The sequence below is a fragment of the Natrinema ejinorense genome, assembly GCF_002494345.1.
Classification (GTDB): domain Archaea; phylum Halobacteriota; class Halobacteria; order Halobacteriales; family Natrialbaceae; genus Natrinema; species Natrinema longum.
The window spans coordinates 1,993,428-2,019,640 of the sequence record NZ_NXNI01000001.1 but is presented as its reverse complement, the minus strand read 5'-3'; the positions used below and the strand labels follow the sequence as shown (position 1 = coordinate 2,019,640).

The window sequence follows — 26,213 nt, the reverse complement described above, 5'->3', positions numbered from 1 at the left end:
AATCGACTACCGACGATCGTAGATCTGGACTGCCCGGTCGTGTCGCTCCGAAATCCCGTTGGGATTTCGCTGGGTCGATCGATCGGCGTATCGGGCCCGGACGCCGTCCCACAGCCCACGGGCAATGTTCGTGACCACGTCGGTCCCGTCCGACACCCAGCCCGTCGGCGTCGCGTCGCCGGACGCCAACCGACAAACGCCGCTGGCACCGTCCCGGAGCGCGCTTCCGACGGTCCGAGCGAGGACGCTCGGTCGCGGACCGTAGTTCTTCGCGAGCCGATAGGACAGCGATCGGTAGGTTGCCCCCCAGTCGGGATCGGCACGACCGCCGTCGGTTCCGACCTCACAGCGGGCGGCCATCGACTCCGACCACGTCACCTCACAGCCCAGCGTTGCCATGCGATGGGCACAGTCGCGTTCGCTTTCCTCCCCGAGGTACTCGTCGAACCCGTCGATGGCCTCGAGGACCGATCGCTCGAACGCGACGTTTTCGCCGTGGAAAAGCGTCACCGTCCGTCCGGCGATCCGCTGTGAGGACTGGTCGGTCGTTCCGACCGGGCCGCCGGTGACGGGCCCGGTAACGATCGCCGTCTCGGTGGTGATCGCGTCGTCGATGGCCGAATACCAGTCGGTGTCGATCGCGTACTCGCCGTCGAGGAAGGCGATGATATCTCCGGTCGCGACCTCGAGGCCGGCGTTCCGAGAGACGCTGCGGTTTCGTTCGGAAATCTCGACGAGGACGTCGACGTCGTCGCGCTCTCGGACCGTCCCGGTCGTTCCGTCCGAGGAGGGTCCGTTGACGACGATGATCTCCGTCGACGGCGGCGTCCGGTCCCCGAGGGCGTCGAGACACGACAGCAACCGCTCCCGGTCGTTAAGCGTCGACACGACTACCGAGAGCTCCATACGGGCCAATAGGAGGTCCGAATAGTAAATAGGTGGGTTTCAGATCGAACCCATCGTTCGGATCGATCCGGTCATCGAACCTTCGCGTTCCAGTACGAGACCGACGCGAAGTGGTCGCTGATCGGGAGTTTCCCGACCGCCTCGTCGAGCGCCCGGAGCGGTGACGCGAACCCGTTGGGGATCGAGCGGTAGAGCCCGTACGGAAGGAGGAAGTCGTCCTCGACGTCGACGAGCGTGAGGTTCGTCTTCGCGAGGAGCACCGCGACTTCGCTCTTCGAGTAGAGTCGCGATCCCATCGGGAGCGCCCAGTTGTAGACGCTCCGCGTCGAAAACCGGTTGAACGTATCGAAGACGATCTGATCGCGGGAGACACGGCGCATCTCCTCGAGGAAGCCCTCGGGATCGTCCGCGAGATGGAAAAACCGCATCGCGACGACGGTATCGAAGTGATCGTCCGGAAACGGCAGCCGGCCCGCGTCGCCCCGGAGGAACTCGAGGCTGCCTGCGAGCTCGGTATCCTGCGTCTTGCGTCGTCCTTGCTGTAACATCGCCGCCGAGATGTCCAATCCGACCACGTCGGCGCCCTGGTGGGCCAGCATGACCGTGAACCGCCCGGTACCACAGGCGATTTCGAGGACCTTCCGGTCTTCGACGGGCATGATGGCCTCGAGGACGGCCTCCTTTTCGCGGCGGTCGATCAGCTGTCCGCCCCGGGAGAACCGTTTGTCGTCGTATTCCTCGGCGATATCGTCGGCTTGGTACCACTCCTGTCCTTTCACACTGGGCGAATCTACTATTGTGAGAGGATAAAACGATACTGGAGTCCGCCGAGGGTCGCTGGCAAATTCGCCCGACCGTTCCGCGACCCACGCGCCGAGACCCGTCGAGCGCTCCCTTTCGATCATATGTGTTAATACACCATTCATACCCCTTATACAAACTACAGTATTCGTATCCACATATAGGGAAGCTTTACCATCAGCGATTCCGCTCGAGTAGGTATGAGCATGAGTACAGCTGAGGATCGTGCCGCTGCCGCCGAAGATACCCTTTCGAAGGACGAATACCGCGACCGTCTCCGTGAGCTGCCACCGAGTGCGAAGCTCGTCGCGAAAGTGCTCGAGACCGACTCGCCGCTCTCGCAGGGCCAACTCGCCGAGGAATCGCTCCTCCCCGACCGGACCGTTCGCTACGCGCTCAATCGCCTCGAGGACGTCGGCCTCGTCGGCTCCCGATACAGTTTCCGTGACGCGCGCAAGCAGGTGTACTTCCTGAAACACTGATTCGAGAGCGGATCGATACCGTCGGGAACGCGACACGGGCAGGTCACACCGGTCGCTGACGCGTCCGATTCGATCACAGGGCATCCACCGGCTGCCGACATACACTTTTTCCCTCGGTGTCACGTCGAGGTATGGATGTCGTTTCCCGCTCCGTTCCAGTTGCGACACGCGCCCCCAGTGGCGAAACGAACGCCTATCTACTCGGGACGGACCCCGCGGTCCTCGTCGATCCGGCGGCGCGAACCGACGCGCTCGACCGGCTGGTTGCCGAGCGCAACGTCGAGCACGTTCTCCTCACGCACACGCACCCGGATCACGTCGGTGGCGTCGAATCCTACGCCGCGGAGACCGGTGCGACCGTTTGGTCCCGGTACGGTCGAACCGGCCGATTTCACGACGCGACGGGGTGTGATCCCGATCGGACGTTCACGCCGGGGACGGCGATCCGACTCGGCGACGAGCGCGTTCGAATCCTCGACGCGCCCGGCCATGCGCCCGACCACGTCGCGCTCGAGGCCGGCCTCGACGGCCCGATCCTCTGTGGTGACTGTGCCGTCCGCGAGGGCAGCGTCGTCGTTGGTGCACCCGAGGGCGACATGCGCGCGTACGTGTCGACGTTGCGCCGCCTCTGGGCGATCGATCCGCCGGCGCTCTATCCGGGCCACGGGCCCGACATCGACGCCCCGCGAGCGACCCTCGAGCGACTGCTCGCCCACCGGGCCGAGCGCGAACGACGAGTCAACGAGGCAGTCACTGCGGGTGCAGAGACGCTCGAGGAGATCGTCGACGCGGCCTACGAGAAGGATCTGTCGGGCGTTCGTGACCTCGCGACGGCGACGGTGGTCGCCCATCTCGAGAAACTCGCCGTCGAGGGAGCGCTGGCGTGGGACGGTGACCGCGCCACGGCGACCGCGGGCGAGGGCGACTGACTTTTCCGCGTCGCCGCGTAGGTTGGGGTGTGCAATCGCTCGAAGCCGACCTCGAAGAGGCACGCCAGCTCGCCGTCGACGACCTCGCGGATGCGATCGAGTCGATCGGCTTCGAGTGTACCCGCTGTGGGGCCTGCTGTCGGGGCCACGGTGAGGAGGACCACACCGCGACGGTGTTTCCGGACGAAGTCCGCGCTCTCGAGGAGGGCGACAGCTATGGCGGCGACTACGACTGGCGCGACGTCGCTCGGCCCATGCCATACGGGCTCTCGGAGGGTGACGACGGGCTCGAGGGCGAGACCTTCGAATGGGCGCTCCAGACCGACGGCTGTGGTGACTGTACCTTCTACGAAGAGGACGAGTCGGGCACGGGGGCCTGTACCGCCCACGACGACCGCCCGCTGATCTGTCGGACCTACCCGTTTAGCATCGCGCTCGCCGGCACCAGCCAGCCGATGGGCGAGGCCGTCGACAGCGTTGCGCTGGAAGCGCAACGGGAAGCCGGCGAAACCGACGACGAGGCGGGAATGGTCCGCGCCCACGAGTGCGAGGGGCTCGGTCGGGACATCTCCCGTACGGACGCCCGAGAATTGGCGCGAGCGCTGAAGGAACGCGCCGTTCGGGAACTCGAGGAAGCCATCGCGGTTCGAGACGAGTACGAACCCGCCGACCCCGACCCCGGCGAGGTGGTCGTCCACGACTCCGAGGGCGCGAAACGGATCGATGGGACGCCCCGCGATGAGTGACGCGAAGACAACCGATCGCGGGTGCGGTACATAAAAGCTGATCCGGACCGTCCACTCGAGTAGCCATGTCCGTCGACTACGAGGGAATCACGTTCGAACGACTCGGCCACGCAAGCATTCGTCTCGAGACCGACGACGGCCTCGTCATCTACGTCGACCCGTGGGGAGAGGTACTCGCTGACGATCCGAGCGACGGCGACGTCGTGTTCGTCACGCACGACGACATGGACCACTACGATCCGGACGCGATCGAGGCCGTCGCGGGACCGGACGCGACCGTCGCTGTTTACGAGGCGGTGGACACCGGTGACCTCGCGCTCGACGTGATCGACCTGCCTCACGATGGCGAGGCGACCGTTGAAGGGCTCGACGTCCGAACGGTGCCTGCATACAACGACCCTGACGGCGACCACCTCGACGAGGACGGCGCGCCGTTCCACGCCGAGGGCGAGGTGATCGGGCTGGTGGTGACTCTCGAGGGGACGACCGTGTTCGTCCCGTCGGATACTGACTTCCTCCCACACCACGAGTCGATTACGGCGGACGTGTTCGTCCCACCCATCGGCGGCCACTTTACCATGGACCGTCACGAGGCGGCCGACTTCGCGCGGAGCGTCGAGCCCGACCTGGTCCTTCCCGAGCACTACGACACGTTCGAGCCCATCGAGACCGACGCCGAGGCGTTCGCCGACGAGCTCGCAGACGACGGAATCCGCGTCGAACTGTTCTGAGAAGCGGACTCGAGGGCCGGCGTGACGCCGGGCACCTCGCTCACCGTTCGCGTATCGGTTCGGTTCGCGGTAGTATTTCGTGACGATCACGGAGCCCGTCCCGAGAGACGACGATTGCGGTCCGACGGGGCTCCCCCGAGTCGCACCGCTCGGTGCGTCTCAGTCGGTCGTCGCGTCCATTTCGTCGGTCGGTTCCGCAGGAGTCTCGTCGCCGGCCATCGCGTGGAGGTGTTCGAGCAGGAGTCCGAACCCCTCCGGCTTGATCCAGGTCGTGACCGCCCCTTCGTCTTCGACTTCCTCGAGGACCTGTTCCTCGTCCCGGACCGGGACGGAGAACTCGACCGGTTGGTCGAAGCGATCCTCGTTTTCGTCGATCAGGTGCTGTACTTCCTCGAGTTCGCGACGGACGTATTCGAACGAATCCATCGACTCGGTGTCGTCGCCGATGACGAACCGACGAGTTCGCCCGTTGTCCAGGCGGAGTCTCACGACGCCGTCCTCGATGCGGTCGTCCTCGAGATACTCGGTCAGGACGTCGTCGAAGAAGTCAGTCGTCATCCGGTCGCCCCGCGGTTTCGACTTCGTGCTGTCTGTCGTCATGTGTATATGTATCGGTTCATTTAGACATGTTTGTACCGCCGAATCCTACGCGGTGGGAACTGCTGCCGATCAGGTTCGGCGGCAGAACTCGATGTAGAGGGCGTTAGGGCACGATATTTCGCAGCCACGGATATCGTATCGGAACGACGGAAAAACCCCCCGACGAACATCTTCCCGTGACCTCTCGCGAACTCGAAACGTTGCTGCCCGGTTATACGTGTGTGGTCCAGAGCCTCACCCGTAGAGGTGTCCGAAATGTCACAATCCGAGTCAGCGGCCCAGTCGATGGCGGACCACGAGGAACGAATCAAGCGCCACTTGAGCGCTTCGAGAGAGATCGCGAAGAACCTGGATTTCGACGACGAACTCCACTTCGAGATGGGGATCCCGAGTCCGGGTCGTCGGACGTTCCTGAAGACGAGCGGCATCGTGGCGGCGTCGGCAGCACTCGCGGGCTGTGCCAGTAACGACGACGACGATGCGCCGGGGCCGACGGACGACGACGACGAAGATGGGGACTCGTCGAACGAAGAGACACCGGACGCACAGCAAAGCGAGACCGTTCAGCTGTCGGCACATCAATACGAGTTCCGACCCCAAGAGATCCGAGTGGCTCCGAACACGGAGCTCACGATCGAGTTCACGAAGGCGACCTTCGAGCAGAACCCGGACTTCAAGTACCACACGTTCTACCTCGAGGAGCCGTACGACGTCGGGCCGGTCAATCTCCCCGAGAGCACGGACGACGAGGTGATCGATTCGGTCACGTTCGTCACCGACAAGGAGGGGACCTTCGACTTCGAGTGTAACATTTACTGCGGGGACGGTCACGCCCAGATGAACGGCCAACTGTACGTCGTTCCCGAGGGCGAGTCCGTCGACAGGGTCGACTTCACCGACATGGAGACGCTGAAAGAGCGCCACGAGATCCTCAAAGAAGAGAGCGAACTGGCCCAAGAGCCCCAACACGACCTCGATCTGCGGGACATCATGGTCGTCACCGAACGCAACAACGGTTCGGTGGCGATGATCGACACGGTCAACGACGAGTTCATGCAGCGGGTCGAGAACGTGGGGAAGGCGATCCACGTTCACGACTTCCATCCCGACCTCCCCGAGCAGACGCGTGAGGGCGCGTACGTGTACACGCAATCGAGACAGGGGGAGATGTACAAGATCGATCTGTTCGACTTCGAACGGGTCGCCGTCGCCGACGCCGGGACGGACGCCCGGGACATCGCGGTCTCCCGGGACGGCAACTACGTGATCGGCGGGTTCTACAACCCGAACCACCTCGTCATCTGTGACGCCGAGACTATGGAGCCGATCAAGCGGATCCCGACCCACACCGTCAACCCCGACGGCGAGAGTCTCGGGAGCCGCGTCTGCTCGCTGTACGACGTTCCCCACGAAGGGCTGTTCCTCGCGGGGCTCAAGGAGGGCGGTGAAGTGTGGCTCATCGACTACACGCAGGAGGACTTCCCGGTCGTGGCGACCATCGAATGCGGTCGGACCCTCCACGACGGATTCTTCACGGAGGACGGTCGCTACTTCATGATCGCCTCGCAGACGGACAACCAGATGGACGTCATCGACACGCAAGAACGGAGCCACGTCGCCGCGATTCCGATGGACGGGGTGCCACACCCCGGCCCCGGCGCGCTCTACCCCGACGAGGACCTCGCCTTTACTACCCACGCTGGCGCGCCGAGCGTCGGCGTCTGGGACACGGAGACCTGGGAGGTCGAAGAGATGATCGACGTCAGGGGATCGGGGCTGTTCATCAGGAAACACGAGAACAGCGACTACGTCTGGGCCGACGTCATCCTCACCGACAGCGAGGACGACGCCTACGTCTACACGATCGACCCCGAGACCCTCGAGGTCGACCAGGAGATCGATTGCAGCCAGTGGGGTGCCGCCGCCGCGATCCATCCCGAGTTCAGCCGCGACGGCGAGAAGGTGTACATCAGCGTCTGGATGGGCGACAACGAATCGATCCTCGTGTTCGATCCGAACACGGGCGAACTGCTGACCCAGATCGAGGACCTGCTGGCACCGACCGGGAAGTTCCTCGGCGTCCGCGCTGAGGGACACTGAACGCAACCGACCGTTCCCACAGGCACATGTCCGACACCCACACCGAAACGACGGCAGCGACCCGGCACGCACGGGGGCCACTCGCGCTCGTCAAGCACCTCCGCGGAGCGGGGCTGACCGTGATCGATGCGGATCGCCACGAGCCGATCGGCCGAGTCGGCGAGGGACGCCAGCCTCACGCGCTCGCGGCCCACCCGGGCGGACGCTGGGCGTACGTCCCCTACATGGCGTCGAACGCGCTCGAGATCGTCGATCTCCGGACGCTCTCCGTCGCGGATCGCGTCGAGACGGTCGGTACTGCGCCGGTGGGAGCGGTCCTGACCCGGACCGGACGGTACCTGTTCGTCAGCACGTACGGGGGCCTTCCCGGGGACGATCGGCCCGGACTCGCCGTCTTCCGAACGGACGGCGATGGGCTCGAACTGGTCGAGGAACTCCCGACGGGGAAGGCCGCCGGGCTAACAGTCGACGTCCGAAACGACGTCTGGGTCGCACTGAAAGACGCCGACGAGGTCGTCCGCATTTCCGGAACGCCGCCGTTCGCGGAACGCGACCGGTTCGCGGTCGCCGGCGGTCCCCAGGACCTGGCGTACGACCCGGCGTACGGACTGGTGGGCGTGAACAACGTCGACGCGGGAAGCGTCACGTTCGTGGACGCACTCGAGGCGTCGGTGCTCGGCTCGGTTCCGGCTCCGAACCCGCGAGGGGGGACGGCCGTTCCGGCCAGCGATCGGTGGTTCGTCGGGAACACCGACGGTGACGGCGTTACGGCGGTCGACGTGAACGCGGTTCGACGCGGCGACGCCGATTCGACGGCCGTCGAACGCGTCCCGCTGGGAACGGCCACCGCGTTCACCGACGCGACTCCCGACGGGGCGCTGGTCGCCGTCGATGCGTACGACGACGACCGCGTCACGTTCCTCGAGCCGGCGACCCTCGAGATCGTCGCGCGAGTCGAAACTGGCCCGACGCCGCGTCATCCGCGGTTCAGCGCGGACGGCCGGGTCTGTTACGTTCCGAGCGTCGACGGCGACGCGGTGACCGTCATCGATGCCGACGTGGTCCGCTCGACGGGCGATTCCCCCCGATCCGAACCCGCCCACGATCCGATCGTGGCGAAGATAGATTTGCCCGACGGGGCCGGGCCTGCGGGCTGTTTCCGTACCGACAGAGGGAGATATCCATGACTTTCGATACCGATAGCGCAGCCGTCGCGACCGAGGGATCGTCCCGCACGCCGACGATAGTCAAGAACGCCGCGAGCAGCCACTTCAGCGCGGCCGATCTCTCCGAGGGCGAGGTCCTCGCGGAGGTCGGCGAGGGACGGTACCCGCATACGGCGCTGTTCCACCCGGACGAACCCGTCGCGTATCTGCTGTACATCGCCAGCGCCCATCTCGAGGTACTCGACCTCGAGCGCCTGGAGACCGTCCAGCGCGTCGACCGGCTCGGAACGATGCCCGTCGGGAGCGCGCTGGGCCCCGGCGGTGACTCGCTGTTCGTCGGGACTGCCGTCGATCTGCCGGCGGCGTCCGATCCGGGCGTCCTCGCGTTCGATATCGACGAGGACGGCCGACTCGAGCCCGCGGGGACGCGGCCGCTTTCGCGGAGTTCCGGCATGCGAATCGGCCCGGACGACCGCCTCTACGTGGGCCAGAAGATCGAGGACGAAATCACCGTGCTCGGCGCGGACCCCCGGCTCGAGGTCGAGGCGCGGATCCCCGTCGGCGCGGAGCCACACGACCTGTACGTACTCGACGACGACGGGCTCCTGGTCGTTAACCACGCCGGCGGCTCGTCGGCCTCGTTCGTCGACGCGGCCGCCGAGCGCGTCCGCTGTACCGCCGAGACGGGGACGAACCCCCACGGCTTCGCCGTCGCGGACGGGCCCGAGTATCGGTACGGGCTGTTCCCGGCCCGCGAGGACGAGCGGGTCGGCGTCGTCGATCTCGAGGCGGCCGCGGCGGGCGAGGCGTCGCCGACCGAAACGCTGCTCGACGTCGGAACGACGACCGGCTTTGCCGGCGTGACGCCGGACGGCCGCTACGCCGTCGTCGACTCCTACGACGAGCCGTTCGTGACGATCCTGAACCTGACAGACCTGTCGGTCGCCGGCCGCGTCGAGATCGGCGGGGAACCGCTCCACGTCGTCTTCGGACCCGACGGCGAGGAGTGTTACGTCGGGAACATGGAGCGGACCGACCTCGCGGTGCTCGACACGCGACCGCTGGCCGACGATCGCCCGGCGGACGTCGCAGTCGGTCGCCGAATCGACGGTTTCGGGGAGAAACCGAGCGGCATCTTCCGCCCGGAGGTGGACCAATGATCGATCTCACACGACTCATCAGAGGACTCGACAATCGACCGGAACAGATCCGTTACGAGAAGCGTCACACGAGCGATGCGCTCGTCCCGCTCGTCGTCTGGAATACGACCCCCGCGTGCAACCTGCGGTGTAAGCACTGCTACTTCGGGGCCTGCGACGAGCGCGACAGCGAGGAGCTGTCGACCGCCGAGGCCAAGGCCTTCATCGACTCGCTGGCCGCGGTGAACGTGCCGGTACTCGTCTTTAGCGGCGGGGAGCCGTTCTTCCGCGACGACATCGCCGAACTCACCCGGTACGCCTCGGAACAGGGATTGCGTCCGATCGCCTCGAGCAACGGGACCTTCCTCACGGAGGAACGCGCCCGAGACGTGGCCGACGCGGGGATGCAGTACGTCGGCGTTTCCTTGGACGGCGTCGGGGCGACGAACGACGAGTTCCGCGGCGTTGACGGGGCCTTCGAGCGAGCGCGCAACGGGCTCCGTAACGCCCGCGACGCCGGGATGGGGACGGGGATCCGGTGTACGATGACCCAGGGAACCGTCGACGACGTCCCCGCGGTGATCGATCTCGCCGTCGAGGAGGAAATCGACCGCGTCAACCTCTTTCACCTCATCTATTCCGGGCGCGGCGGCGACATCACCGACGCCGACCTCTCCGTCGAGCGCACGCGCGAAATCGTGGACTACCTCTACGAGCGCACCAAAACGCTCGCCGAGACCCACCCCGACATGCAGATCCTGACCGCCGGCAACTACGCCGACGCGGTCTACCTCTATCACCGCATCCGCGAGGACATGCCGGCTCACGCCGAACGGGCTCGAGAGCTCCTGTTCGACGACGGCCCCGGTCGGGTGGTCAAGAACGGCGACGCCGGCCCGAAGGTCGTCAACGTCGACCACCGCGGCGACGTCCACCCGAGCATGTTCCTCTCGCAGTACACGCTCGGGAACGTCCGCGAACAGCGCCTCGACGAGATCCTCGCCGAAAGCGAGCTCTGGTCCGAGCTGGCCGAGCCGACAGACCACCTGAACGGGAAATGCGGCCGCTGTCCGTGGAAGGAGGTCTGCGGCGGGAACTCCCGCGCCCGCGCCGCCGCGGTCTACGACGACCTCTGGGCCGAGGATCCGCGGTGTTATCTCACGGACGCCGAGTACAGGACGGAGGAACTACCGACCGACCACGCGCCACCGGTCGACGCGCCCGCAGTACTCGAGTAGACAGATGCACGCACCCGACTTGGCACCCACCGACGCGAGAACCGACCTCGACTCGGCGACGGTCGCAACGACGCCGAAGAGCGTCCGCCGGCTCGCGTGTTGCCGGGTCAGTTGCGCCACGCACTCGACGGACGAGTTGGGAACGATCCGGCCGGCCGAACCGCTCGAGGTCGCCCGTCGGATCGCAGGCCACGACCGCGTCACCGAGGCGGTCGTCCTCTCGACGTGCAACCGGGTGGAGGCGTACTGCAGCACTCGGACGCCGGCGGATCGGGACGAGGGGCTTCGCGTCGCAGGCGAGGCGCTCGGCGATCCCGACGGCGCTCGAACGGAGACGGGACTCGACGTCGTCGACCACCTGTTCCGCGTCGCCTGCGGACTCGAGAGCACCGTCGTCGGCGAGGCCCACGTCCTCGGACAGCTCCGTCGAACGTTCGAGACGGCACTCGAGGCGGGACTCGCCGGCGGCGTGGTGACGCGGACGGCGGACGCAGCCGTCTCGGTGGGACGGCGCTGCCGCGACGAGACCGACATCAACGAGGGGGCGGTCAGCTACGGGAGTGCGACCTGTAAGCGACTCGAGGCTCGCGGCCGAGTGCCGGACCGTCTCGTCGTCGTCGGCGCGGGTGAGATGGCGACCTCGGTCGCGAAGGCAGCCACGCATCGATGGGAGAGTCGCATCGACGTGGTCAACCGCTCGAGCGCGCCGGAGATAGCCACGGCGGACGGGCGGTACTGGCCGCTCGAATCGCTGGGAGCGGCGATAGCCGACGCGGACGCCGTCGTGACGGCGACGGGTGCGGCGGACCCAGTGGTGACCGCCGAAACGATGCGGGAACTCGAACACGGGACGGTCGTCGTCGACCTGGCGAACCCGCCGGACGTCGCCGAGGCGGTTCGACACTCCGCCGTTCCGGTCGTGGATCTCGACGAAATCCAGGCCGGGATCGAGGCGGCCGTCTCGGGTCGGCGGGACGCGATCCCGGCAGTCGAAGCTGCGGTGACCGACGCGGTCGCGTCGTTCGTCGATCGGGAACGCGAGAACCGCGCCGAGGACACGCTCCGCGGACTGCACCGCACTGCGGCGACGATCCGTGAGCGCGAACTCGAGCAGGCGCGGGCACGCCTCGAGAACGGGGACGATCCCGAGGCCGTCCTGGAGGACTTCGCCAGCGCGCTGACCGGGTCGCTCCTCGGAACGCCGACCGAACGCCTTCGGACGGCTGCACGCGACGGCGACGATGCGATCATCGAGGCCACACACCGGCTCTTCGATCTCGACGCCGGCCTCGAGGAGTCGTGAGCCGGCGACCGCGTCGATTCACCGCTCCTTCGGTTTCGATCGCTTGCCGAATAGACGGTCTCCTCCTCGCGGATGCCCGAGAATCACGCTCGAGAGAGTCGCCCCCATATGAATACCCCCCATTAGCAGGATTTCGGCGGTAGCGTCCTCAGAGCGTGGGAACGTGCAATCTCGGTTAAAGAGTCGAATCGTAACGTCGGCGTGTATGCAACCGAAGCGCTCCGCCACACGAGGTGGTCGGCGATGAGTCTCTCGCGACGCGATTTCCTGGCGGCGGCCGGGACGGGGGCAGTCGGGTCCCTCATCGGCTCCGCGTGGGGAGCGACGCAAACGGTCGACTCGATCACGCAGGTCGACAACCCGCTCAAGTCCTATCCGAACCGGGACTGGGAGCAGGTCTATCACGATATCTACTCGTACGACAGGGTCGACTGGACGGTCTGTCACCCCAACTGTACGCAGTCGTGTGCGCTGAACTTCTACATGAAAAACGGCGTGCCGATCAGGGCGGAACAGATCTACCACGAAGAGGAAGGGAGTCCCGGTCCGGGGAGTCCCGGCGGATACGAGGAAGCGGGCGTCAGCCGCCACTGGAACCCCCGCGGCTGTATGAAGGGACTGACCCTCCACCGCCGAACGTTCGAGCCGAGCCGGATCAAGTATCCCATGGTCCGCAAGGGGTGGAGTCCCGACGATCCAAACCCCGAGGGCCGCGGCGAGGACGAATTCGAGCGCGTCTCTTGGGACGAAGCCATCGACCTGATAGCCGAGAAGATGGCGAGTCTGGAGGACGAAAAGCGGTTCCACATCTTCAACGCCATCAAGGCCGACGGGCTGATCACCCGTCACGGGGCCGGACGGCGACTGGCCTCGATCTTCGGCGGCTGCGAGTGGACGGAGTACGACTGGTACGCCGACCTCCCGCCGGGCCACGTCATCACGACGGGCTATCAGACCAGCGACGCCGATGCGTCGGCCTGGCGGGCCGCCGACTACACGATCATGCAGGGGAAGAACCTGATCCACAACAAGCTCGCGGACAACCACTTCCTCCAGGAGACCCGCGAGCGCGGCGGGAAGATGGTCGGCGTCTACCCCGACTACTCACCGACGGTCCAGAAGTGCGATCGGTGGCTTCCCGTTCGGCCGGGCAGCGATCCCGCCTTCGCGTTGGGAATGGCCCACGTCATCATCGACGAGGAACTCTACGACGAGGAGTTCATGCGGAAGTTCACGACCCTGCCGCTGTTGATCCGGCAGGACAACGGGAAGTACCTCCGCGCCCACGAGGTGTTCCCGGACCACGAACCGCCCGCAGAAGACAGCGAGGAACGTCACGAGGAAAACGACTGGGGCGATTTCGTGATGCTCGACGAGAACGGCGACCCGGTCCCCGTCACCCGCGAAGAAGTGGGCGACGAGATGGGAGCGACACCGCAACTCGAAGTCGACACCGACGTCAGTCTGGCCGACGGCGGGTCGGTGGCGGTCCACACCGACTTCGTCCGCCAGAAGTCGAACATCATGGAGAACTACGATCCGGAGACGGTCGAGGATATCACGACGATCCCGGCCGATGCGCTCCGGACGACCGCCCGGGAGTTCGCCGACGCCGAGAAGGCCCAGTGGTTCACCGGCGAGGGGATCAACCACTGGTTCCACTCGAACGACTCGCTCCAGCGGACGATCTTCTTCGTCCAGTCGATGCTGGGCAACATCGGCGAGCGAGGGGCCGGCTACTACAACTACTCCGGCCAGTACAAGATCGAACTGCTGGACGGCTACCCCTCCTACGTCAACCCCGACGGCAACGCAGCCCACGGGATGTATCCCGGCTACGCGTTCGCGTTCTTCGGCGGCGAGCAGCTAGACGCCCACGAGATCCGCGGCGACTTCGACCGCGAACTCGATCTCGTGCCACAGGGCGACGCCGAGGAGCCGGTGGTGCCGACGAACGCCGAGTCGTACACGATGTCGAAGCCGACGATCCTGTGGACGATGAACTGCAACCTCCTGAACCAGACCAAACATCAGGAGCACGTCATCGAGAACTTCGTCAAACACCCCGACACCAGCAACGAGCTTTCGATCGTCTCGGACATGCACATGACCTACTCCGCGCGCCACGCGGACATCGTGCTCCCGGTCCCCTCCTGGCTCGAGTGTGACTATCCCGACATCACCGTCGGCCCGGAGAACCCGTTCATCCACATGGACCACGGGGTCATGGATTCACTCTACGATACGAAACAGGACGGCGAGGCCGTCGCGCTCGTCGCCGAGAAACTCGACGAGAAGATCCCACCGGAGGAACGCAACGTCGACTCCTACCGGGCGTACTTCGATAAGTTCCTCGACGACGACAAGGACGTCCGCGACTACATCCAGCAGACGCTGGACGCGGGAATGACGACCCGCGACATCGACGTCGAGGACATCGAGGACGGCCCGGAACGGCTCCAGTTGAAGACCTATCCGCGGATCCCCTTCTACTCCCAGATCAACGAGGATCGGCCGTTCTACACCAAGACCGGCCGCATGGAGTTCCACAAGGAGGAAGACCGCTTCCTCGAGCTCGGCCGGGCCGATCTGGATCACATCGAGAGCCCCGAGGGGACGCCCTACGGGGTGAACAAGAAGTGGGACGAGGCGAAAGACGAGGAGAACCCGCTGTATCACGACGAGGAGTATCAGTTCTACTTCAACACGCCCCATCCGAAGTACCGCACCCACTCCTCGTGGGGGATGACGGACTGGAACCTGATCTGGGCGTCGCGCGACTTCGGGTCGACCAACGCCGATCCGGAGGGCACCGAACGGCTGGTCGACGACTTCTCGTTCCCGCAAGGGGAGGGCGAGACGGAGGAGACGCCGCCGCTCGGCGAGGCCTTCGTGGAGATGCATCCCGAAGACGCCGCGGACATCGGCGTCGAGAACGGCGACTACGTCCGGATCAGCGGCAAGCGCGGCGACCTCGTCGTGCGCGTGATGATCAGCGAACGCCAGCGGCCGCGCTCGGCCGGCGACATGGGCCAACTGACCATCTGGCACGGCTGGTGGCCCCAGCACTTCCCGGACGACGAAGAGAACGATGACAGCGTCAAGGGGTACAACGTCACGACGAACATCTGGCTCGACCCCGCACAGGAGACCGACGACCTCGTCCACAAGTCCGTCTTCGGCGATCCGAACATCTCCGAGGAGGTCGAGGACGACATCGTCTGGAAGGGGGCCGAACTCGAGCACGGCTACGAGGAGACCGTCTGGGCACCGACCGGCACGAACCGGGACGACCTCGTGGAAGTCGAGAAGTACGAGGAGGCGGACTGGTGGCCCGGCGACGCGCGGAAGGACGAACTATTCCAGGACTACGTGAGCGGTTCGTTGCAGGGAGGTGACAGCTGATGCCGGAAACCTACAATCCACAACTCGGGCGCGAGCACAGCTACCCCTACGAACACCGCGACGAAGAGCGGGACTGGCACTGGGGGATGATCATCAACATCAACCGGTGTATCAACTGCAACACCTGCTCCTTTGCCTGCAAGTCCACCTGGACGAGCGGGAAGGGCGAGGAGTACATGTGGTGGATGAACGTCGAGACCGAGCCCTACGGCGGCTACCCGATGGGCTGGGACATGCGGCTGCTCGACGATCTCGGCGACGACGAGACGATCTTCGAGGCCGCCGAGGACGGCGAGAAAGTCAAAGGCTACATCGCACAGAAAGAGGAGTGGGAGTACCCCGCGCTGGGCGACGACCAGGTTCACGGCGAGTACCCCACCGGCGACGTCGTCGAGAGCGACCTCGAGAACGACGAGTACCACGACATGTGGCAGTTCTACCTGCCGCGGCTCTGTAACCACTGCAAGAACCCCGCTTGCCTCGCCGCGTGTCCGCGGAAGGCGATCTACAAGCGCGAGGAGGACGGGATCGTCCTGCTCGATCAGGAGCGGTGCCGGGGCTACCGGAAGTGCGTGAAGTCCTGTCCGTACCACAAGCCGATGTACAACCCCGAGACGGGCGTCTCGGAGAAGCCGGTCGGCTGCTTCCCGCGCATCGAGGAGGGGAACGTCCCGCGGTGTGTCTCCTCGTGTATCGGGAAGACGCGCCTGCACGGCAACATCAATCGCGGTCCCGACGCCGGCCACCCCGGCGGAAACACGTCGGCGGCGGCCGGCCGGAGTCCGGTGAACTACCTCGCCAAGAGCGACGAGAAGATCGCGCTCCCGCTGTACCCGCAGTTCGGAACCCGGCCGCAGGTGTTCTACATGCCGCCCTACCACGTGCCACCGGAGTTCCTCACCCAGATGTTCACGCCGAACACCGCGGACAAACAAAACGAGTGGCCCGGCAGCACCTTCGAAGAATCGATCAAGATCGTCCAGGATCGCGTCCGAAATCCGAGCCACCACACCCTCGGGATCCTCCAGCTGTTCGGCGCGACCACCCGCCTCATCGAGACCTACACCGTCAAAGAAAATCGCGTGAAGGGGTGGGACCGCAAGGGGAACAAGGTCGTCGACATGCCCTTCGAGGAAGAGATGGAGGTCCGCGAGGGCGAGATGTGGACTAACCAGCCCTAACAGACCAATGACACCGACAACCACTCCCGACCCCGAGTATCACGCCGCGCGGGCCACGCTGTACTGTACCGCCGCCGCGGCGTTTACCTACCCGACCGAGGACACCGTTCGCGAACTGCTCGACCCCGAGGCCCGAGCGGGGATCGAACGGGCCGCCGAGCAGCTCACCGTCGCCGAGGAGGCGACCGCACTGCTCGAGGCCCTCGCGGAAACCGACGTCGAGGACCTCCGGACGGCGTACAACGAGCTGTTCGGCCTCCCAAGCGACGACGGGACCTACGCCGTGATCCCTTACGAGGCCCACTACACGACCCGTGACGAGATTAGCAGCGAGCAGCGCCGGATCGCGACCGTCGTCGGCCTGATGGAGGAGTTCGGCCTCGAGCCCAGCGACGACTTCGCGGAGCGGCAGGACCACGCCGCCGCCGAACTCGAGTTGGCGCAGGTGCTGGCCGGCCAGCGGGCCGTCGCACTCGAGTCGGGCGAGTCCACCGCCGCCGAGCGCGTCGGGCAGGCCGAGGCGACGGTACTCGCCGACCACCTCGTCGAGTTCGTGCCGGCGCTCGCACACGACCTCCGTCGGGCGACGGACGAACCGGCCTACGAGGCTGCGGCGGACCTCGTCGAGGAACTGGTGACCTACGATAACGGGAAGCACCCGGACCCGAGCGTGTCGGCGGACGCGGCGAACGGAGGTGAGACGCCGTGAGCTCGGACCCAATCGAGATCGGTCCGCTCTCGATCGATCGTACGGCCGCACGCGAGGCGACGAAGCTGGCCGCGATCGTGTTGTGTCTCGTGATGGTCGTGCAGGTGGTCGGAATCGCCGTCCTCACGGGCGGTCCGCTGTCGATCCTGTCGGTCAACGAGGTGCCGGCGGAGCCGGACGCCGAGGCGTGGAAGGACGCGCCGACCGAGACCGTCTCGCTCGAGAACCAGCAGATGATTGCCCCCTATGGCGGCGGCAGCGTCGACGACGTGACGGTCCAGTCCGTGACGAACGACACGCACGTCGCCTTCCGGATGGAGTGGGAGGACCCGACGATGGACACGGAGATCAACGAGCCGAACGCCTACAGCGACGCCGCGGCGATCATGCTCCGGAGCGGGGACGAGCCGCCGATCACGATGGGGGCAAACGGTAATCCGGTCAACATCTGGTACTGGCGCTCGAGTTGGCAGTTCTCGGAGTCCGACCCGGGCGGCGACATGTACACCTATCCACACCCGGATAACCGAACGAAGCCGGGTCAGGCGGCGGGGAACCCGCTCTCGCAGTCCGCGTATAACCGGTACGGGCAGAACTACTACGCGATGGGCTATGGCTCGCTGACGAACGCGGAGACTCAGCCGGTCGCGGCGAACGGCGAACGGACCGACGATGGCTGGGCCGTCGTGTTCCAGCGCGAACACGAGGCAAGTGGCGAGTACGACGCCTCGTTCGAGGGCGACGAGCGGATGTACCTCACGTACGCGATCTGGAACGGGAGCGCCGACGAGGCGAACGGACAGAAGTCACTGTCCTACGAGTTCCTCACGCTCGATACGGAGGACGGAACGCTCGCAACGGCCGATTCCGGCGGGAGCGGCGACAACAGTGACGGCGAAAGCGCCAACAGCGGTGCCGTGGCCAGCGCGACTGAATCCGCGAGTTGGCTGGCCGGTGCCGCGACGAACTGGCCCGCTGCGATCGTCCTCGCGACGGTCGCCGCGTGGCTCGTCAGCTACTGGAGGATCAAGGAATGACCGACTACGCGAACCGAAGTGCCCGCGGCCGGGCACCCGACGACGACGAAGCAACGCTCCGGACTCGGCTCGAGGCCGATCGCGAGCGCGATCGCCGCCGCGCCGCGCTCGGATTGGTCGATCCGGCCGACGACGGCGGGCTGGAACCCGCGACGATCGCGGGGCTTGCCGAGCGGGTAGGTGAGGACGAATCGGCCGATGTCAGACAGTTCGCGGTCGAGGCGCTCGGCCTCGCCGCGAGTTCTGATGGTGGTGACGCGGCCGAGGCAGCGATTCGGGCGGCGCTGAACGACGACCACGAGTGGGTCCGCGCCGAGGCGGTCGTCGCCCAGTCGCGGGCCGAACCCGAAAACGACGAGCCGCTTCGGGCGGCTCTCGAGGACGACAGCGGCTGGGTGCGGCGCAACGCCGTCATCGCCCTCTCGAAGACGGGTGCGGCCTCGGAGGAGTTGCTGATCGAGCAACTCAAACACGATCCCCACTCCGGCGTTCGGGAGTACGCGGCCGACTACCTGCGGGAGTACGCCGACGACGTCGGCGAGACGGTTCGGATCCTCGCCGCAGTGTTGGCCCGCGATCCGGAGGCGTTCGTCCGGGCGAAGGCCGCGACCAGCCTCGGCGACCTCGGGACGGACCGGGCAGAGGAGGTCCTCGAGCGCCACGGATTGAACGACCGCAGCGACGACGTGCGGCGGTCGGCGAAGCGAGCGCTCGCGACGGCACGCGGCGTCGACCCCGAGCAGATCGACGCCGAATTGGACGACGATGCCGCACCCGGCGGCGGGCCGGGATCGCGACGGGAACGAGAACGGCAGGGCCCCGGCCCGGGGCGAGGGCCAGCCGGCTCGATCGACGGCCTGACGCAGGGACAGCGTGATCGACGATGACCTACGAACTCGACAGCACACCCACGGACGAGCCACGGAACGCGAACGGCGAATCGGATGCAAACCGCGACCACGACCCCGATGCGGGCTGTACGACCGACACCAGTGCTGGGGGGTCACCCATCGAGGAATCACTCGGCGTCACGATTCCCGACGACCACGTCGGCGCGTTCGTCGCGCAGGCGTTCGAGGACGTCGAACGCTCGACGGAGTGGACCGAAGCCGTCGACGCCGTCGTCGCCGACGATGCCCGCAACGCCTGGCAGTCGCTTACCCCGAAGAAACAGGTCGTCGAACTGTTGAAGATGGCCGGTCAGTTCGACGAGCGGGCGACCGAGTTGCTCGAGGGAATTCCCCTCGATCGGGGCGGGCTCGACGACGACATGCGCGAGCAGTTCGACGAAGCAACGCGGCTGCGCCGGAACGCCGACATCCTCCGCGACGGCATCGCGGCGGGCTACGCCGAGGGACGGGTGACCGACGAAGAGTTGGTCGCGGCCATCGAGGCCTTCGAGTTCGATACCGCGACGATCGCCGAGCGGGAAGACGCGCTGGATACGGTCGCCAACACCTACGACCTCGACTACCGTCCCTACGGCGGGACGCTGATGACCGAGCGCGAACCCGACGAGGACGCCGACGAATTCGAGGCCTGGTAACATGGCGAAACACGATATCGTTCCCGACGACGTCCCGACCGACGACCTCGCCGACCGCGTCCGGAACGGCCTGCGCGACGTCGAAGATCCGGACCTGGGCGGCAACGTGCTCGACTCCGGGCTGGTGACTGCCGTCTCGGTCGACGAGCGGGTCGTGCGGATCGACGCGGATCTCACCGGCTTCGACGAACCGACCGCGGAGGACGTCACCGAGGCAATCCGCCGGCGGGCCCTGGCAACGCCCGGCGTCGAGCGTGCGACGGTCGAAGGCGACGCGCCCGATGGGGCCGCCGACGACGAGATCGACGGTCCCGCGGGCGTCGACACCGTGATCGCCGTCGCGAGCGCCAAGGGCGGCGTCGGCAAGACGACCGTCTCGACGCAACTCGCCCGGGCGCTGGCGGCCGAACCGGACCACGACGTCGGCCTGTTCGACGCCGACCTCTACGGGCCGAACGTGCCCGAACTACTGGATCTCGAGGGGCCGATTGCCGCCGACGCCGAGGGGAACGCCGAACCGATCGACGCCGGCGATCTCACCGCGATGAGCGTCGGCCTTATCGCGAACGACGAGCCCCTGGCCTGGCGCGGCGCGATGGCTCACGAGGCCGTCAGCGAACTGTTCGAGGACACCGCGTGGGGCGAGCTCGACACCCTCGTCGTCGACCTGCCGCCGGGGACCGGTGACATCGTCCTGACGGCGCTCCAGTCGCTTCCCATCGACGGCGCAGTGCTGGTCAGCACGCCGCATCCGACCAGCGTGGCCGACACGTCGCGCAGCGCCACGCTGTTCGAGGAAAACGGCGTCCCGCTGCTGGGAACGGTCGTCAACATGCGCGGGTTTACCTGCGACTGTGGCCGCGAACACGATCTCTTCCCGGACACGGACGTCGAGCGGGAACTCGACAAACCGGTACTGTGCGAACTACCCTTCGACGAGCGGGTTCGCGACTTCGACGACGGCGTGCCAGCCGAGATGATCGACCTCGCCGACGCCGTCCGCGAGCGGCTCGAGGACGTCGACGATTTCTCGGTGCCCGATCACGCGCTCGACCTGCGCGGGCTGCCGAAGCCGATCCGCCACGAGCAGGCCACCGAGGAGTTCCGCGTGACCGAGCCCGGCGAGTGGTTCTACCTGCTCAACGATCACGATCCGTCGCCGCTCGCGGCGGAGCTCGTCGCCGCGGTCGGTCGCGACGGACCGCCTGGCGACGCGTTCGAGGAGTACGAAGTCCGCCGGCGCGGGCCGAACGAGTGGGTGATGGCCGTTTCGCGGTAGTCCCGGCGAGTCGAAGGCAACGCGATCCACCCACCGTCGACCGTTCGAACGGGTCTTGTAGCCGTACACCGAGATGAGAGCTATGTGTCAGGGTTCGCGTCTCCGTGTCGTCTGTCTGGCCGGCCCAAGCGACGCCGGCAAGACGTCGCTCGTCGAGCGGCTCGTCCCGCGGTTGGCAGAGACCGGCCGCGTCGCGACCGTCAAATCGATCCACCACGACATCGAGATCGATACCCCAGGGACCGACACGCATCGCCACCGGACCGCCGGTGCCGAAACCGTCGTCGGGGTGACGCCCGCGTTGACCTTCGAGGTCACGACACGGGGAAAGCGGAACCCGCCCGATCCCGACGACGCGGAGTCGCTCCTCGAGTCCGACGACCCCGAAATTCGAGCGCTGACGAGTTCGCTCGAGCGGCTCGCCCGCTGCGGATACGACACCGTCATCGTCGAAGGGTTCGCCGACGCGCCGCTGCCGACGGTTCTCGTCGGGGATCGGGACGCGTCGGCGGTCGGCGGTACCGTCGTCGGCCGCGGCGACGACCCGATCGACGAACTCGTCGAAACGATCCGTGGGCTCGACAAACTCGATGCCTCGACCGACATCGCTGAGCACCCGAGCGACGAACCGACCGAGTAAGCCGCTTCGACGGCCGCGACGGGCCGTGGTCGGGCGACCGTGTAGCCGTCGTAGATCCGCTGTCGAAACCACCTTCGGTTTAGTTCCCACAATACTGGAACCAATACCAGTTATATTTATACCGGGGATAGAAAGGAGTGGTATGGATACCCACGACGGTCGCGGTCGGAGCCCCTCGAGGAGCCGTCGGGAGGTACTCGCGGGGGTGGGCGGCCTCACCGCGGGACTCGTCGGGACCGCGGGTTGTCTCGGCAGCACCGACAGGGTTCGGGTGCTCGCTGCGGGCAGCCTTGCTATCGCCCTCGAAGAGCGGATCGGCCCGGCGTTCGAAGCCGGGTCCGACGTCCACTACGAGGGCGAATATCACGGAACCAACGCGGTGTTGCGGCTGGTCGAGGACGGAACGAAGTATCCGGACGTCGTGATCGGAGCCGACATCGAACTCCTGCGGGATCGACTCTACCCCGACCACGCCGACTGGGACGCCTCGTTCGCGGCCAACGAGGTCGTGATCGCCTACGAACCGGAGACCGACCTGGGTGCGTGTCTCGAGACCGATCGCCCGTGGTACGAGTGTTTCGACGACGCCGACGAAGGTGCGATCGCGATCAGTGATCCGGATCTCGACCCGCTTGGCTATCGGGCGCTCCTCCTCTTCGAACTCGCCGAACGGGAACACGGGCTCGACGGGTTTCGCGACGCGATGGCCGAAACGGTCGCTCACGTTCCCAACGAATCGCAACTGCTCGCCGGTGTCGAGAGCGGGAATCGTGCCTGTGCGGTCGCCTATAGCAACATGGCGTCCGAGCGTGAGGTTGCCGTCCGCCGGCTTTCCGACGCGTACAACTTCGGTGCTCCCGCCGCCGCCGACCGGTACGCGCAGGCGAGCTACACGACCGCCGACGGCCACACCGTCGAGGGGTCGCCCGTCGTCTACAACGCGACGGTCCGTACCGATGCGGACAATCCCGAGGCGGGACAGGAGTTCGTCGCGTTCCTCCTCGAGAACGACGACCTGCTCACCGAGTCCGGGCTGCGGGTCGACGGCTCGTTGCCGCGATTCCACGGCGATCCGCCGGAGGCGATCCAGCCGTGAGCAGGGCCAATTCCGCCCGTCAGGAGGATCCCGATGACGGTCACACTCGTCGTACCGCTAGCCTCGAGTGGCTCCCGACGGTGCTGGCCGTCCCGGCGCTACTCGGCGCAGTGTTGCTCGCGTACTTCGTCGTCCCCGTCGCCGTCTTTCTGCTTCGAATGCGGGCGGTCGATCTCGTCGCCGGGCTCACGGATCCGACGATTCAGGACGCGATCAGAACCTCGCTGGTGACGGCCCCGGTTTCGACGACCATCGCGACCGTCTTCGGCGTCCCGCTGGCGTACGTCCTCTCGCGGGGCTCGTTTCGCGGCAAGCGGCTGGTCGAAGCGCTCGTCTTGCTCCCGCTCGTCGTCCCGCCGATCGTCGGCGGCGTGATGTTGCTGACCGTCGTCGGTCGATACACGCCGATCGGCGCGGCCGCCGTGGCGCTCGGGATGCCGCTGACGGGAAGCCACGCCGGCGTCGTCCTCGCCCAGACGTTCGTCGCCGCGCCGTTTCTCGTCGTTACCGCCCGCGCGGGCTTCGACGGCGTCGATCCCCGCCTCGAGGAAGCCGCGCGGACGATGGGGTATGGGCCACTGCGAACGATACGACTGGTGTCGCTGCCGCTTGCGCGCAACGCCATCGCCGCCGGGATCGTACTGACGTTCGTCCGGGCGATCGGCGAGTTCGGCGCGACGATGATGGTCGCGTACTCACCGCGAACCATGCCCGTGCAGATCCGCGTCTCGTTTATCGCTCGTGGGATCGACGCCATCGTCCCCATCGCGCTCGCCTTGCTCGCGATCGCCGTGACCGTCGTCGTCGCCGTCCAGTTGCTGGTCGGAACGCCCAGGCAACACTGAGACGGACCGCCTGAGCCGTCGTCGTGTGGCGTGTCGTCTCGTCCTTCGAACCCATCAAAACGCGTGTAATTCGCTCTGAACGGTTCTAAGTGCTTTGGAAGTGGGGTTATGCAGTTCGTAGTCGTATCCACGGGTGAGACTCATGACATCCATCGCAGACATCGAGATCCCGGCTGACGGAACCGGAACGGGCGAGCTGTTCGCGGCTGTCCCCTCCCTGACGTGCGAAATGGAACGGGTGATCGCCTCGAGCGGCCACGGGCTCTGGCTGTCGGGGCCCTCGCGGTCGGAACTCGAAGCGGCCCTCGACGGGGCCGCCGCGATCGGCGCGTATTCCCGGATCAGCAGCGACGAGGACCGGTGGCTGTACGACATCGAGTTCGAACCCGATACCGTCGACCCGTTCGAGCTCACCCTCGAGGAGGGCGGGACGGTACTGAGCGCCGCCGCGTCGAACGGCACGTGGCTGCTCACCGTCCGCGTGGTCGACCGCGAGAGCGTGAGTTCGCTGTACGACCGCCTCGACGACAACGACGTCACGCCGACGATCGTCCGGCTCTTCGATCTCGCCGAGGAGAGCCACTCCCAGTGTGGGCTGACGGCCCGCCAGTACGAAACGCTGGTCGCAGCGATCGACCACGGCTACTTCGAGATCCCCCGCGAGGTCTCGATGCAGGAACTGTCCGAGGAGCTGGGTATCTCCCATCAAGCCCTCTCCGAGCGACTCCGGCGGGCCTACCGCGCACTCGTCACGTCCGAACTCAACGTGACCGAAGAAGAGACCGCCGCACCGCCGGTCCCGTCGAACTGAGCCCCCTCGAGGGAACGGGGTTCGTCCGACGGTCGAAGCGATGGTTTTCGCCGATCGGTCTGTTGATCGCCGATCGGTCGACTGAACGAACTTGACACCGCTGCTCGAGAAGAGAAGTCTCCAACAGTTAATATCCGGCCGACCAACACCTGCGGCATGGAGATCAACAGCGACGACGGCGTGTTGCGACTGGCGTTCGATCGACCCGCTGCGCTCAACGCGCTCACGATGGAGACGGCCGACGAGCTAGCCGACGAGATCGAAGCCGCCACGCCCGCGGAGTACGACGCGATCGTCATTACCGGCAACGGCGACGCGTTCAGCGCCGGGGGCGACCTCGAGTCGATGGCGGAAACACCCGACTCCTCGAAGGCGGCCTACGAGCGGGTCACCGAAACCTTCGGCCGCGTCGTCGAAGCGATGCTCGAGTGTCCCGTTCCGATCGTCGCGAAGGTAAACGGCGACGCCATCGGTGCGGGCCTCTCGATCGTCGCGCTCGCGGACATCGCCTACGCCGCCGCCGATGCGACGTTTTCCTGTGCGTTCGTCAGAGTCGGCCTGATTCCCGATACCGGCGGTACCGTCATCCTCCCGCACATCGTCGGACTGCGGGCCGCAAAGCAACTCGCGTTCACCGGCGAGTTCTTCGACGCCGAGCGTGCGGCCGACCTCGAGTTGGTCAACGAGTCGGTCCCTGCCGACGAACTCGACGATCGCGTCGCCGAAACCGTCGCGGGACTTGCCAGCGGCCCGACGGCCACCATCGGCATGATGAAACAGGCCATGCACGAAAACATGGGTCGCGCCTGGGACGACGCGCTCGACTACGAGAACCTGCTGCAGGCACAGGCCCGGACGTCGGACGCCCACGAGGAAGGCGTCACTGCGTTCCTCGAGGACCGGGAGCCGGAGTTCGAGTAATCGGCCCCTCCGACACCGTTTCGGCATCGAGACTCGAGTCCGACCGTCCGGTCGCAAGCGCGCGCAAGCACCACGACCTTGCGCGGATCGGCCGCTGATGACACTGTAATGACCCCGCAATTTACCGACGACGACGTCGGCAAACGCGTCGTCAACGCCGACGGTGACGAGGTCGGAATGGTCGCAGCCGTCGAACACGGAACGGCCCACGTCGAACCGGACCCCGGCATCACGGACTCGATCAAGGCAACGCTCGGATGGAGCGACAGCGGGGCGGATACCTACCCGCTTCAGGAAGAGGCTGTCAGTCGCGTCACCGACGACGAAATCCACCTCGAGCACGACCTCTCCGGTGTCGGCGCGTCCGGCGGAACCGGCGATATGGACACCGGGACCGGCACAGCCGGTTCCGGAACGGGACAGGATCGCGGTATCGACCGGGACGACGACGATATTAGCGGCTCGGACGACGAGGGGCTGATCCGCGACGACGATGACGACGACCTCCTCGGCGACGACCGAAGCCGGTAACACCGTTTCGAACTTCTTTCGGCGACGCCCCAAGTACGAGGAGCGACGGTTCGACGGACCGGGTCGGCCTC

The 26,213-nt window shown here is 66.3% G+C and carries 25 protein-coding genes; 22 read left to right on the top strand and 3 right to left on the bottom strand.

Annotation, left to right across the window (positions count from 1 at the left end):
- Positions 1–6: 6 nt before the first annotated feature.
- On the bottom strand, positions 7–906 hold the full coding sequence (locus tag CP557_RS10115) for a glycosyltransferase family 2 protein (RefSeq protein WP_097379782.1): 900 nt from the start codon (positions 904–906) through the stop codon (positions 7–9).
- Between the two features lie 71 nt (positions 907–977).
- On the bottom strand, positions 978–1,685 hold the full coding sequence (locus CP557_RS10110) for a class I SAM-dependent methyltransferase (protein WP_097379781.1): 708 nt from the start codon (positions 1,683–1,685) through the stop codon (positions 978–980).
- Positions 1,686–1,907: 222 nt separating this feature from the next.
- Here CP557_RS10110 and CP557_RS10105 point away from each other — a divergent pair, with 222 nt between their 5' ends.
- The 4 genes from CP557_RS10105 (at position 1,908) to CP557_RS10090 (ending at position 4,595) form a co-directional block, all read left to right on the top strand.
- The gene (locus CP557_RS10105; protein ID WP_097379780.1) at positions 1,908–2,189 is read left to right on the top strand and encodes a MarR family transcriptional regulator; all 282 of its coding nucleotides are present in this window, start codon (positions 1,908–1,910) and stop codon (positions 2,187–2,189) included.
- 131 nt (positions 2,190–2,320) lie between these two features.
- On the top strand, positions 2,321–3,118 hold the full coding sequence (locus CP557_RS10100; protein WP_097379779.1) for an MBL fold metallo-hydrolase: 798 nt from the start codon (positions 2,321–2,323) through the stop codon (positions 3,116–3,118).
- 29 nt (positions 3,119–3,147) lie between these two features.
- On the top strand, positions 3,148–3,864 hold the full coding sequence (locus CP557_RS10095; RefSeq protein ID WP_097379778.1) for a YkgJ family cysteine cluster protein: 717 nt from the start codon (positions 3,148–3,150) through the stop codon (positions 3,862–3,864).
- A gap of 65 nt (positions 3,865–3,929) precedes the next feature.
- Positions 3,930–4,595: an MBL fold metallo-hydrolase gene (locus tag CP557_RS10090; protein WP_097379777.1), complete on the top strand. Its 666-nt coding sequence runs from the start codon at positions 3,930–3,932 to the stop codon at positions 4,593–4,595.
- 159 nt (positions 4,596–4,754) lie between these two features.
- Here CP557_RS10090 and CP557_RS10085 read toward each other — a convergent pair whose 3' ends face one another.
- The gene (locus CP557_RS10085) at positions 4,755–5,195 is read right to left on the bottom strand and encodes a hypothetical protein (RefSeq protein ID WP_211290195.1); all 441 of its coding nucleotides are present in this window, start codon (positions 5,193–5,195) and stop codon (positions 4,755–4,757) included.
- A gap of 255 nt (positions 5,196–5,450) precedes the next feature.
- Here CP557_RS10085 and CP557_RS10080 point away from each other — a divergent pair, with 255 nt between their 5' ends.
- The 18 genes from CP557_RS10080 (at position 5,451) to CP557_RS09995 (ending at position 26,142) form a co-directional block, all read left to right on the top strand.
- A complete protein-coding gene (locus CP557_RS10080) occupies positions 5,451–7,295 on the top strand; it encodes a cytochrome D1 domain-containing protein (RefSeq protein WP_097379776.1) in 1,845 nt (614 codons plus the stop codon).
- Positions 7,296–7,321: 26 nt separating this feature from the next.
- The gene (locus CP557_RS10075; protein ID WP_097379775.1) at positions 7,322–8,482 is read left to right on the top strand and encodes a cytochrome D1 domain-containing protein; all 1,161 of its coding nucleotides are present in this window, start codon (positions 7,322–7,324) and stop codon (positions 8,480–8,482) included.
- Positions 8,479–9,621 (top strand): YncE family protein, encoded by a 1,143-nt coding sequence (locus CP557_RS10070; RefSeq protein WP_097379774.1) that lies wholly within the window; start codon positions 8,479–8,481, stop codon positions 9,619–9,621. The genes CP557_RS10075 and CP557_RS10070 overlap by 4 nt, the downstream gene beginning before the upstream one ends.
- Positions 9,618–10,838: a radical SAM/SPASM domain-containing protein gene (locus tag CP557_RS10065; RefSeq protein WP_097379773.1), complete on the top strand. Its 1,221-nt coding sequence runs from the start codon at positions 9,618–9,620 to the stop codon at positions 10,836–10,838. The genes CP557_RS10070 and CP557_RS10065 overlap by 4 nt, the downstream gene beginning before the upstream one ends.
- Before the next feature lie 4 nt (positions 10,839–10,842).
- Positions 10,843–12,141: a glutamyl-tRNA reductase gene (hemA, locus tag CP557_RS10060; RefSeq protein WP_097379772.1), complete on the top strand. Its 1,299-nt coding sequence runs from the start codon at positions 10,843–10,845 to the stop codon at positions 12,139–12,141.
- Positions 12,142–12,384: 243 nt separating this feature from the next.
- Positions 12,385–15,546 carry a molybdopterin-containing oxidoreductase family protein gene (locus CP557_RS10055; protein WP_097379771.1) on the top strand — a complete coding sequence of 1,054 codons (3,162 nt, stop codon included), beginning with the start codon at positions 12,385–12,387 and terminating at the stop codon, positions 15,544–15,546.
- Positions 15,546–16,727, top strand: coding sequence for a 4Fe-4S dicluster domain-containing protein (locus CP557_RS10050; protein ID WP_097379770.1), 1,182 nt, complete (start codon positions 15,546–15,548; stop codon positions 16,725–16,727). Before CP557_RS10055 ends, CP557_RS10050 begins: the two co-directional genes overlap by 1 nt.
- Before the next feature lie 7 nt (positions 16,728–16,734).
- The gene (locus CP557_RS10045) at positions 16,735–17,436 is read left to right on the top strand and encodes a TorD/DmsD family molecular chaperone (RefSeq protein ID WP_097379769.1); all 702 of its coding nucleotides are present in this window, start codon (positions 16,735–16,737) and stop codon (positions 17,434–17,436) included.
- Entirely contained in the window at positions 17,433–18,473 is a 1,041-nt protein-coding gene (locus CP557_RS10040) for an ethylbenzene dehydrogenase-related protein (RefSeq protein ID WP_097379768.1), read from the top strand. The genes CP557_RS10045 and CP557_RS10040 overlap by 4 nt, the downstream gene beginning before the upstream one ends.
- Complete coding sequence (locus tag CP557_RS10035; RefSeq protein WP_097379767.1) at positions 18,470–19,360, top strand: HEAT repeat domain-containing protein; 891 nt, start codon at positions 18,470–18,472, stop codon at positions 19,358–19,360. Before CP557_RS10040 ends, CP557_RS10035 begins: the two co-directional genes overlap by 4 nt.
- A complete protein-coding gene (locus CP557_RS10030) occupies positions 19,357–20,019 on the top strand; it encodes a hypothetical protein (protein WP_097379766.1) in 663 nt (220 codons plus the stop codon). Before CP557_RS10035 ends, CP557_RS10030 begins: the two co-directional genes overlap by 4 nt.
- Position 20,020: 1 nt before the next feature.
- Positions 20,021–21,298, top strand: a complete 1,278-nt coding sequence (locus tag CP557_RS10025) for a P-loop NTPase (protein ID WP_097379765.1) — start codon at positions 20,021–20,023, stop codon at positions 21,296–21,298.
- Positions 21,299–21,380: 82 nt separating this feature from the next.
- On the top strand, positions 21,381–21,938 hold the full coding sequence (mobB, locus tag CP557_RS10020; protein ID WP_097379764.1) for a molybdopterin-guanine dinucleotide biosynthesis protein B: 558 nt from the start codon (positions 21,381–21,383) through the stop codon (positions 21,936–21,938).
- 142 nt (positions 21,939–22,080) lie between these two features.
- Positions 22,081–23,034, top strand: coding sequence for an extracellular solute-binding protein (locus CP557_RS10015; RefSeq protein ID WP_097379763.1), 954 nt, complete (start codon positions 22,081–22,083; stop codon positions 23,032–23,034).
- The gene (locus tag CP557_RS10010) at positions 23,031–23,879 is read left to right on the top strand and encodes an ABC transporter permease (protein WP_097379762.1); all 849 of its coding nucleotides are present in this window, start codon (positions 23,031–23,033) and stop codon (positions 23,877–23,879) included. The genes CP557_RS10015 and CP557_RS10010 overlap by 4 nt, the downstream gene beginning before the upstream one ends.
- A gap of 142 nt (positions 23,880–24,021) precedes the next feature.
- On the top strand, positions 24,022–24,690 hold the full coding sequence (locus tag CP557_RS10005) for a helix-turn-helix domain-containing protein (protein WP_097379761.1): 669 nt from the start codon (positions 24,022–24,024) through the stop codon (positions 24,688–24,690).
- A 156-nt stretch (positions 24,691–24,846) separates the two neighbouring features.
- Positions 24,847–25,611, top strand: a complete 765-nt coding sequence (locus CP557_RS10000) for an enoyl-CoA hydratase/isomerase family protein (RefSeq protein WP_097379760.1) — start codon at positions 24,847–24,849, stop codon at positions 25,609–25,611.
- A gap of 108 nt (positions 25,612–25,719) precedes the next feature.
- A complete protein-coding gene (locus CP557_RS09995) occupies positions 25,720–26,142 on the top strand; it encodes a hypothetical protein (RefSeq protein ID WP_097379759.1) in 423 nt (140 codons plus the stop codon).
- Positions 26,143–26,213 lie beyond the last annotated feature (71 nt).

What these genes read in the sequence shown, in the direction of transcription:
- CP557_RS10115 (WP_097379782.1), bottom strand. Translation starts at nt 906, where the DNA reads ATGGAGCTCTCGGTAGTCGTGTCGACGCTTAACGACCGGGAGCGGTTG.
- CP557_RS10105 (WP_097379780.1), top strand. Translation starts at nt 1,908, where the DNA reads ATGAGCATGAGTACAGCTGAGGATCGTGCCGCTGCCGCCGAAGATACC.
- CP557_RS10100 (WP_097379779.1), top strand. Translation starts at nt 2,321, where the DNA reads ATGGATGTCGTTTCCCGCTCCGTTCCAGTTGCGACACGCGCCCCCAGT.
- CP557_RS10090 (WP_097379777.1), top strand. Translation starts at nt 3,930, where the DNA reads ATGTCCGTCGACTACGAGGGAATCACGTTCGAACGACTCGGCCACGCA.
- CP557_RS10085 (WP_211290195.1), bottom strand. Translation starts at nt 5,195, where the DNA reads ATGACGACAGACAGCACGAAGTCGAAACCGCGGGGCGACCGGATGACG.
- CP557_RS10080 (WP_097379776.1), top strand. Translation starts at nt 5,451, where the DNA reads ATGTCACAATCCGAGTCAGCGGCCCAGTCGATGGCGGACCACGAGGAA.
- CP557_RS10075 (WP_097379775.1), top strand. Translation starts at nt 7,322, where the DNA reads ATGTCCGACACCCACACCGAAACGACGGCAGCGACCCGGCACGCACGG.
- CP557_RS10070 (WP_097379774.1), top strand. Translation starts at nt 8,479, where the DNA reads ATGACTTTCGATACCGATAGCGCAGCCGTCGCGACCGAGGGATCGTCC.
- CP557_RS10065 (WP_097379773.1), top strand. Translation starts at nt 9,618, where the DNA reads ATGATCGATCTCACACGACTCATCAGAGGACTCGACAATCGACCGGAA.
- hemA (WP_097379772.1), top strand. Translation starts at nt 10,843, where the DNA reads ATGCACGCACCCGACTTGGCACCCACCGACGCGAGAACCGACCTCGAC.
- CP557_RS10055 (WP_097379771.1), top strand. Translation starts at nt 12,385, where the DNA reads ATGAGTCTCTCGCGACGCGATTTCCTGGCGGCGGCCGGGACGGGGGCA.
- CP557_RS10050 (WP_097379770.1), top strand. Translation starts at nt 15,546, where the DNA reads ATGCCGGAAACCTACAATCCACAACTCGGGCGCGAGCACAGCTACCCC.
- CP557_RS10045 (WP_097379769.1), top strand. Translation starts at nt 16,735, where the DNA reads ATGACACCGACAACCACTCCCGACCCCGAGTATCACGCCGCGCGGGCC.
- CP557_RS10035 (WP_097379767.1), top strand. Translation starts at nt 18,470, where the DNA reads ATGACCGACTACGCGAACCGAAGTGCCCGCGGCCGGGCACCCGACGAC.
- CP557_RS10030 (WP_097379766.1), top strand. Translation starts at nt 19,357, where the DNA reads ATGACCTACGAACTCGACAGCACACCCACGGACGAGCCACGGAACGCG.
- CP557_RS10025 (WP_097379765.1), top strand. Translation starts at nt 20,021, where the DNA reads ATGGCGAAACACGATATCGTTCCCGACGACGTCCCGACCGACGACCTC.
- mobB (WP_097379764.1), top strand. Translation starts at nt 21,381, where the DNA reads ATGTGTCAGGGTTCGCGTCTCCGTGTCGTCTGTCTGGCCGGCCCAAGC.
- CP557_RS10015 (WP_097379763.1), top strand. Translation starts at nt 22,081, where the DNA reads ATGGATACCCACGACGGTCGCGGTCGGAGCCCCTCGAGGAGCCGTCGG.
- CP557_RS10005 (WP_097379761.1), top strand. Translation starts at nt 24,022, where the DNA reads ATGACATCCATCGCAGACATCGAGATCCCGGCTGACGGAACCGGAACG.
- CP557_RS10000 (WP_097379760.1), top strand. Translation starts at nt 24,847, where the DNA reads ATGGAGATCAACAGCGACGACGGCGTGTTGCGACTGGCGTTCGATCGA.
- CP557_RS09995 (WP_097379759.1), top strand. Translation starts at nt 25,720, where the DNA reads ATGACCCCGCAATTTACCGACGACGACGTCGGCAAACGCGTCGTCAAC.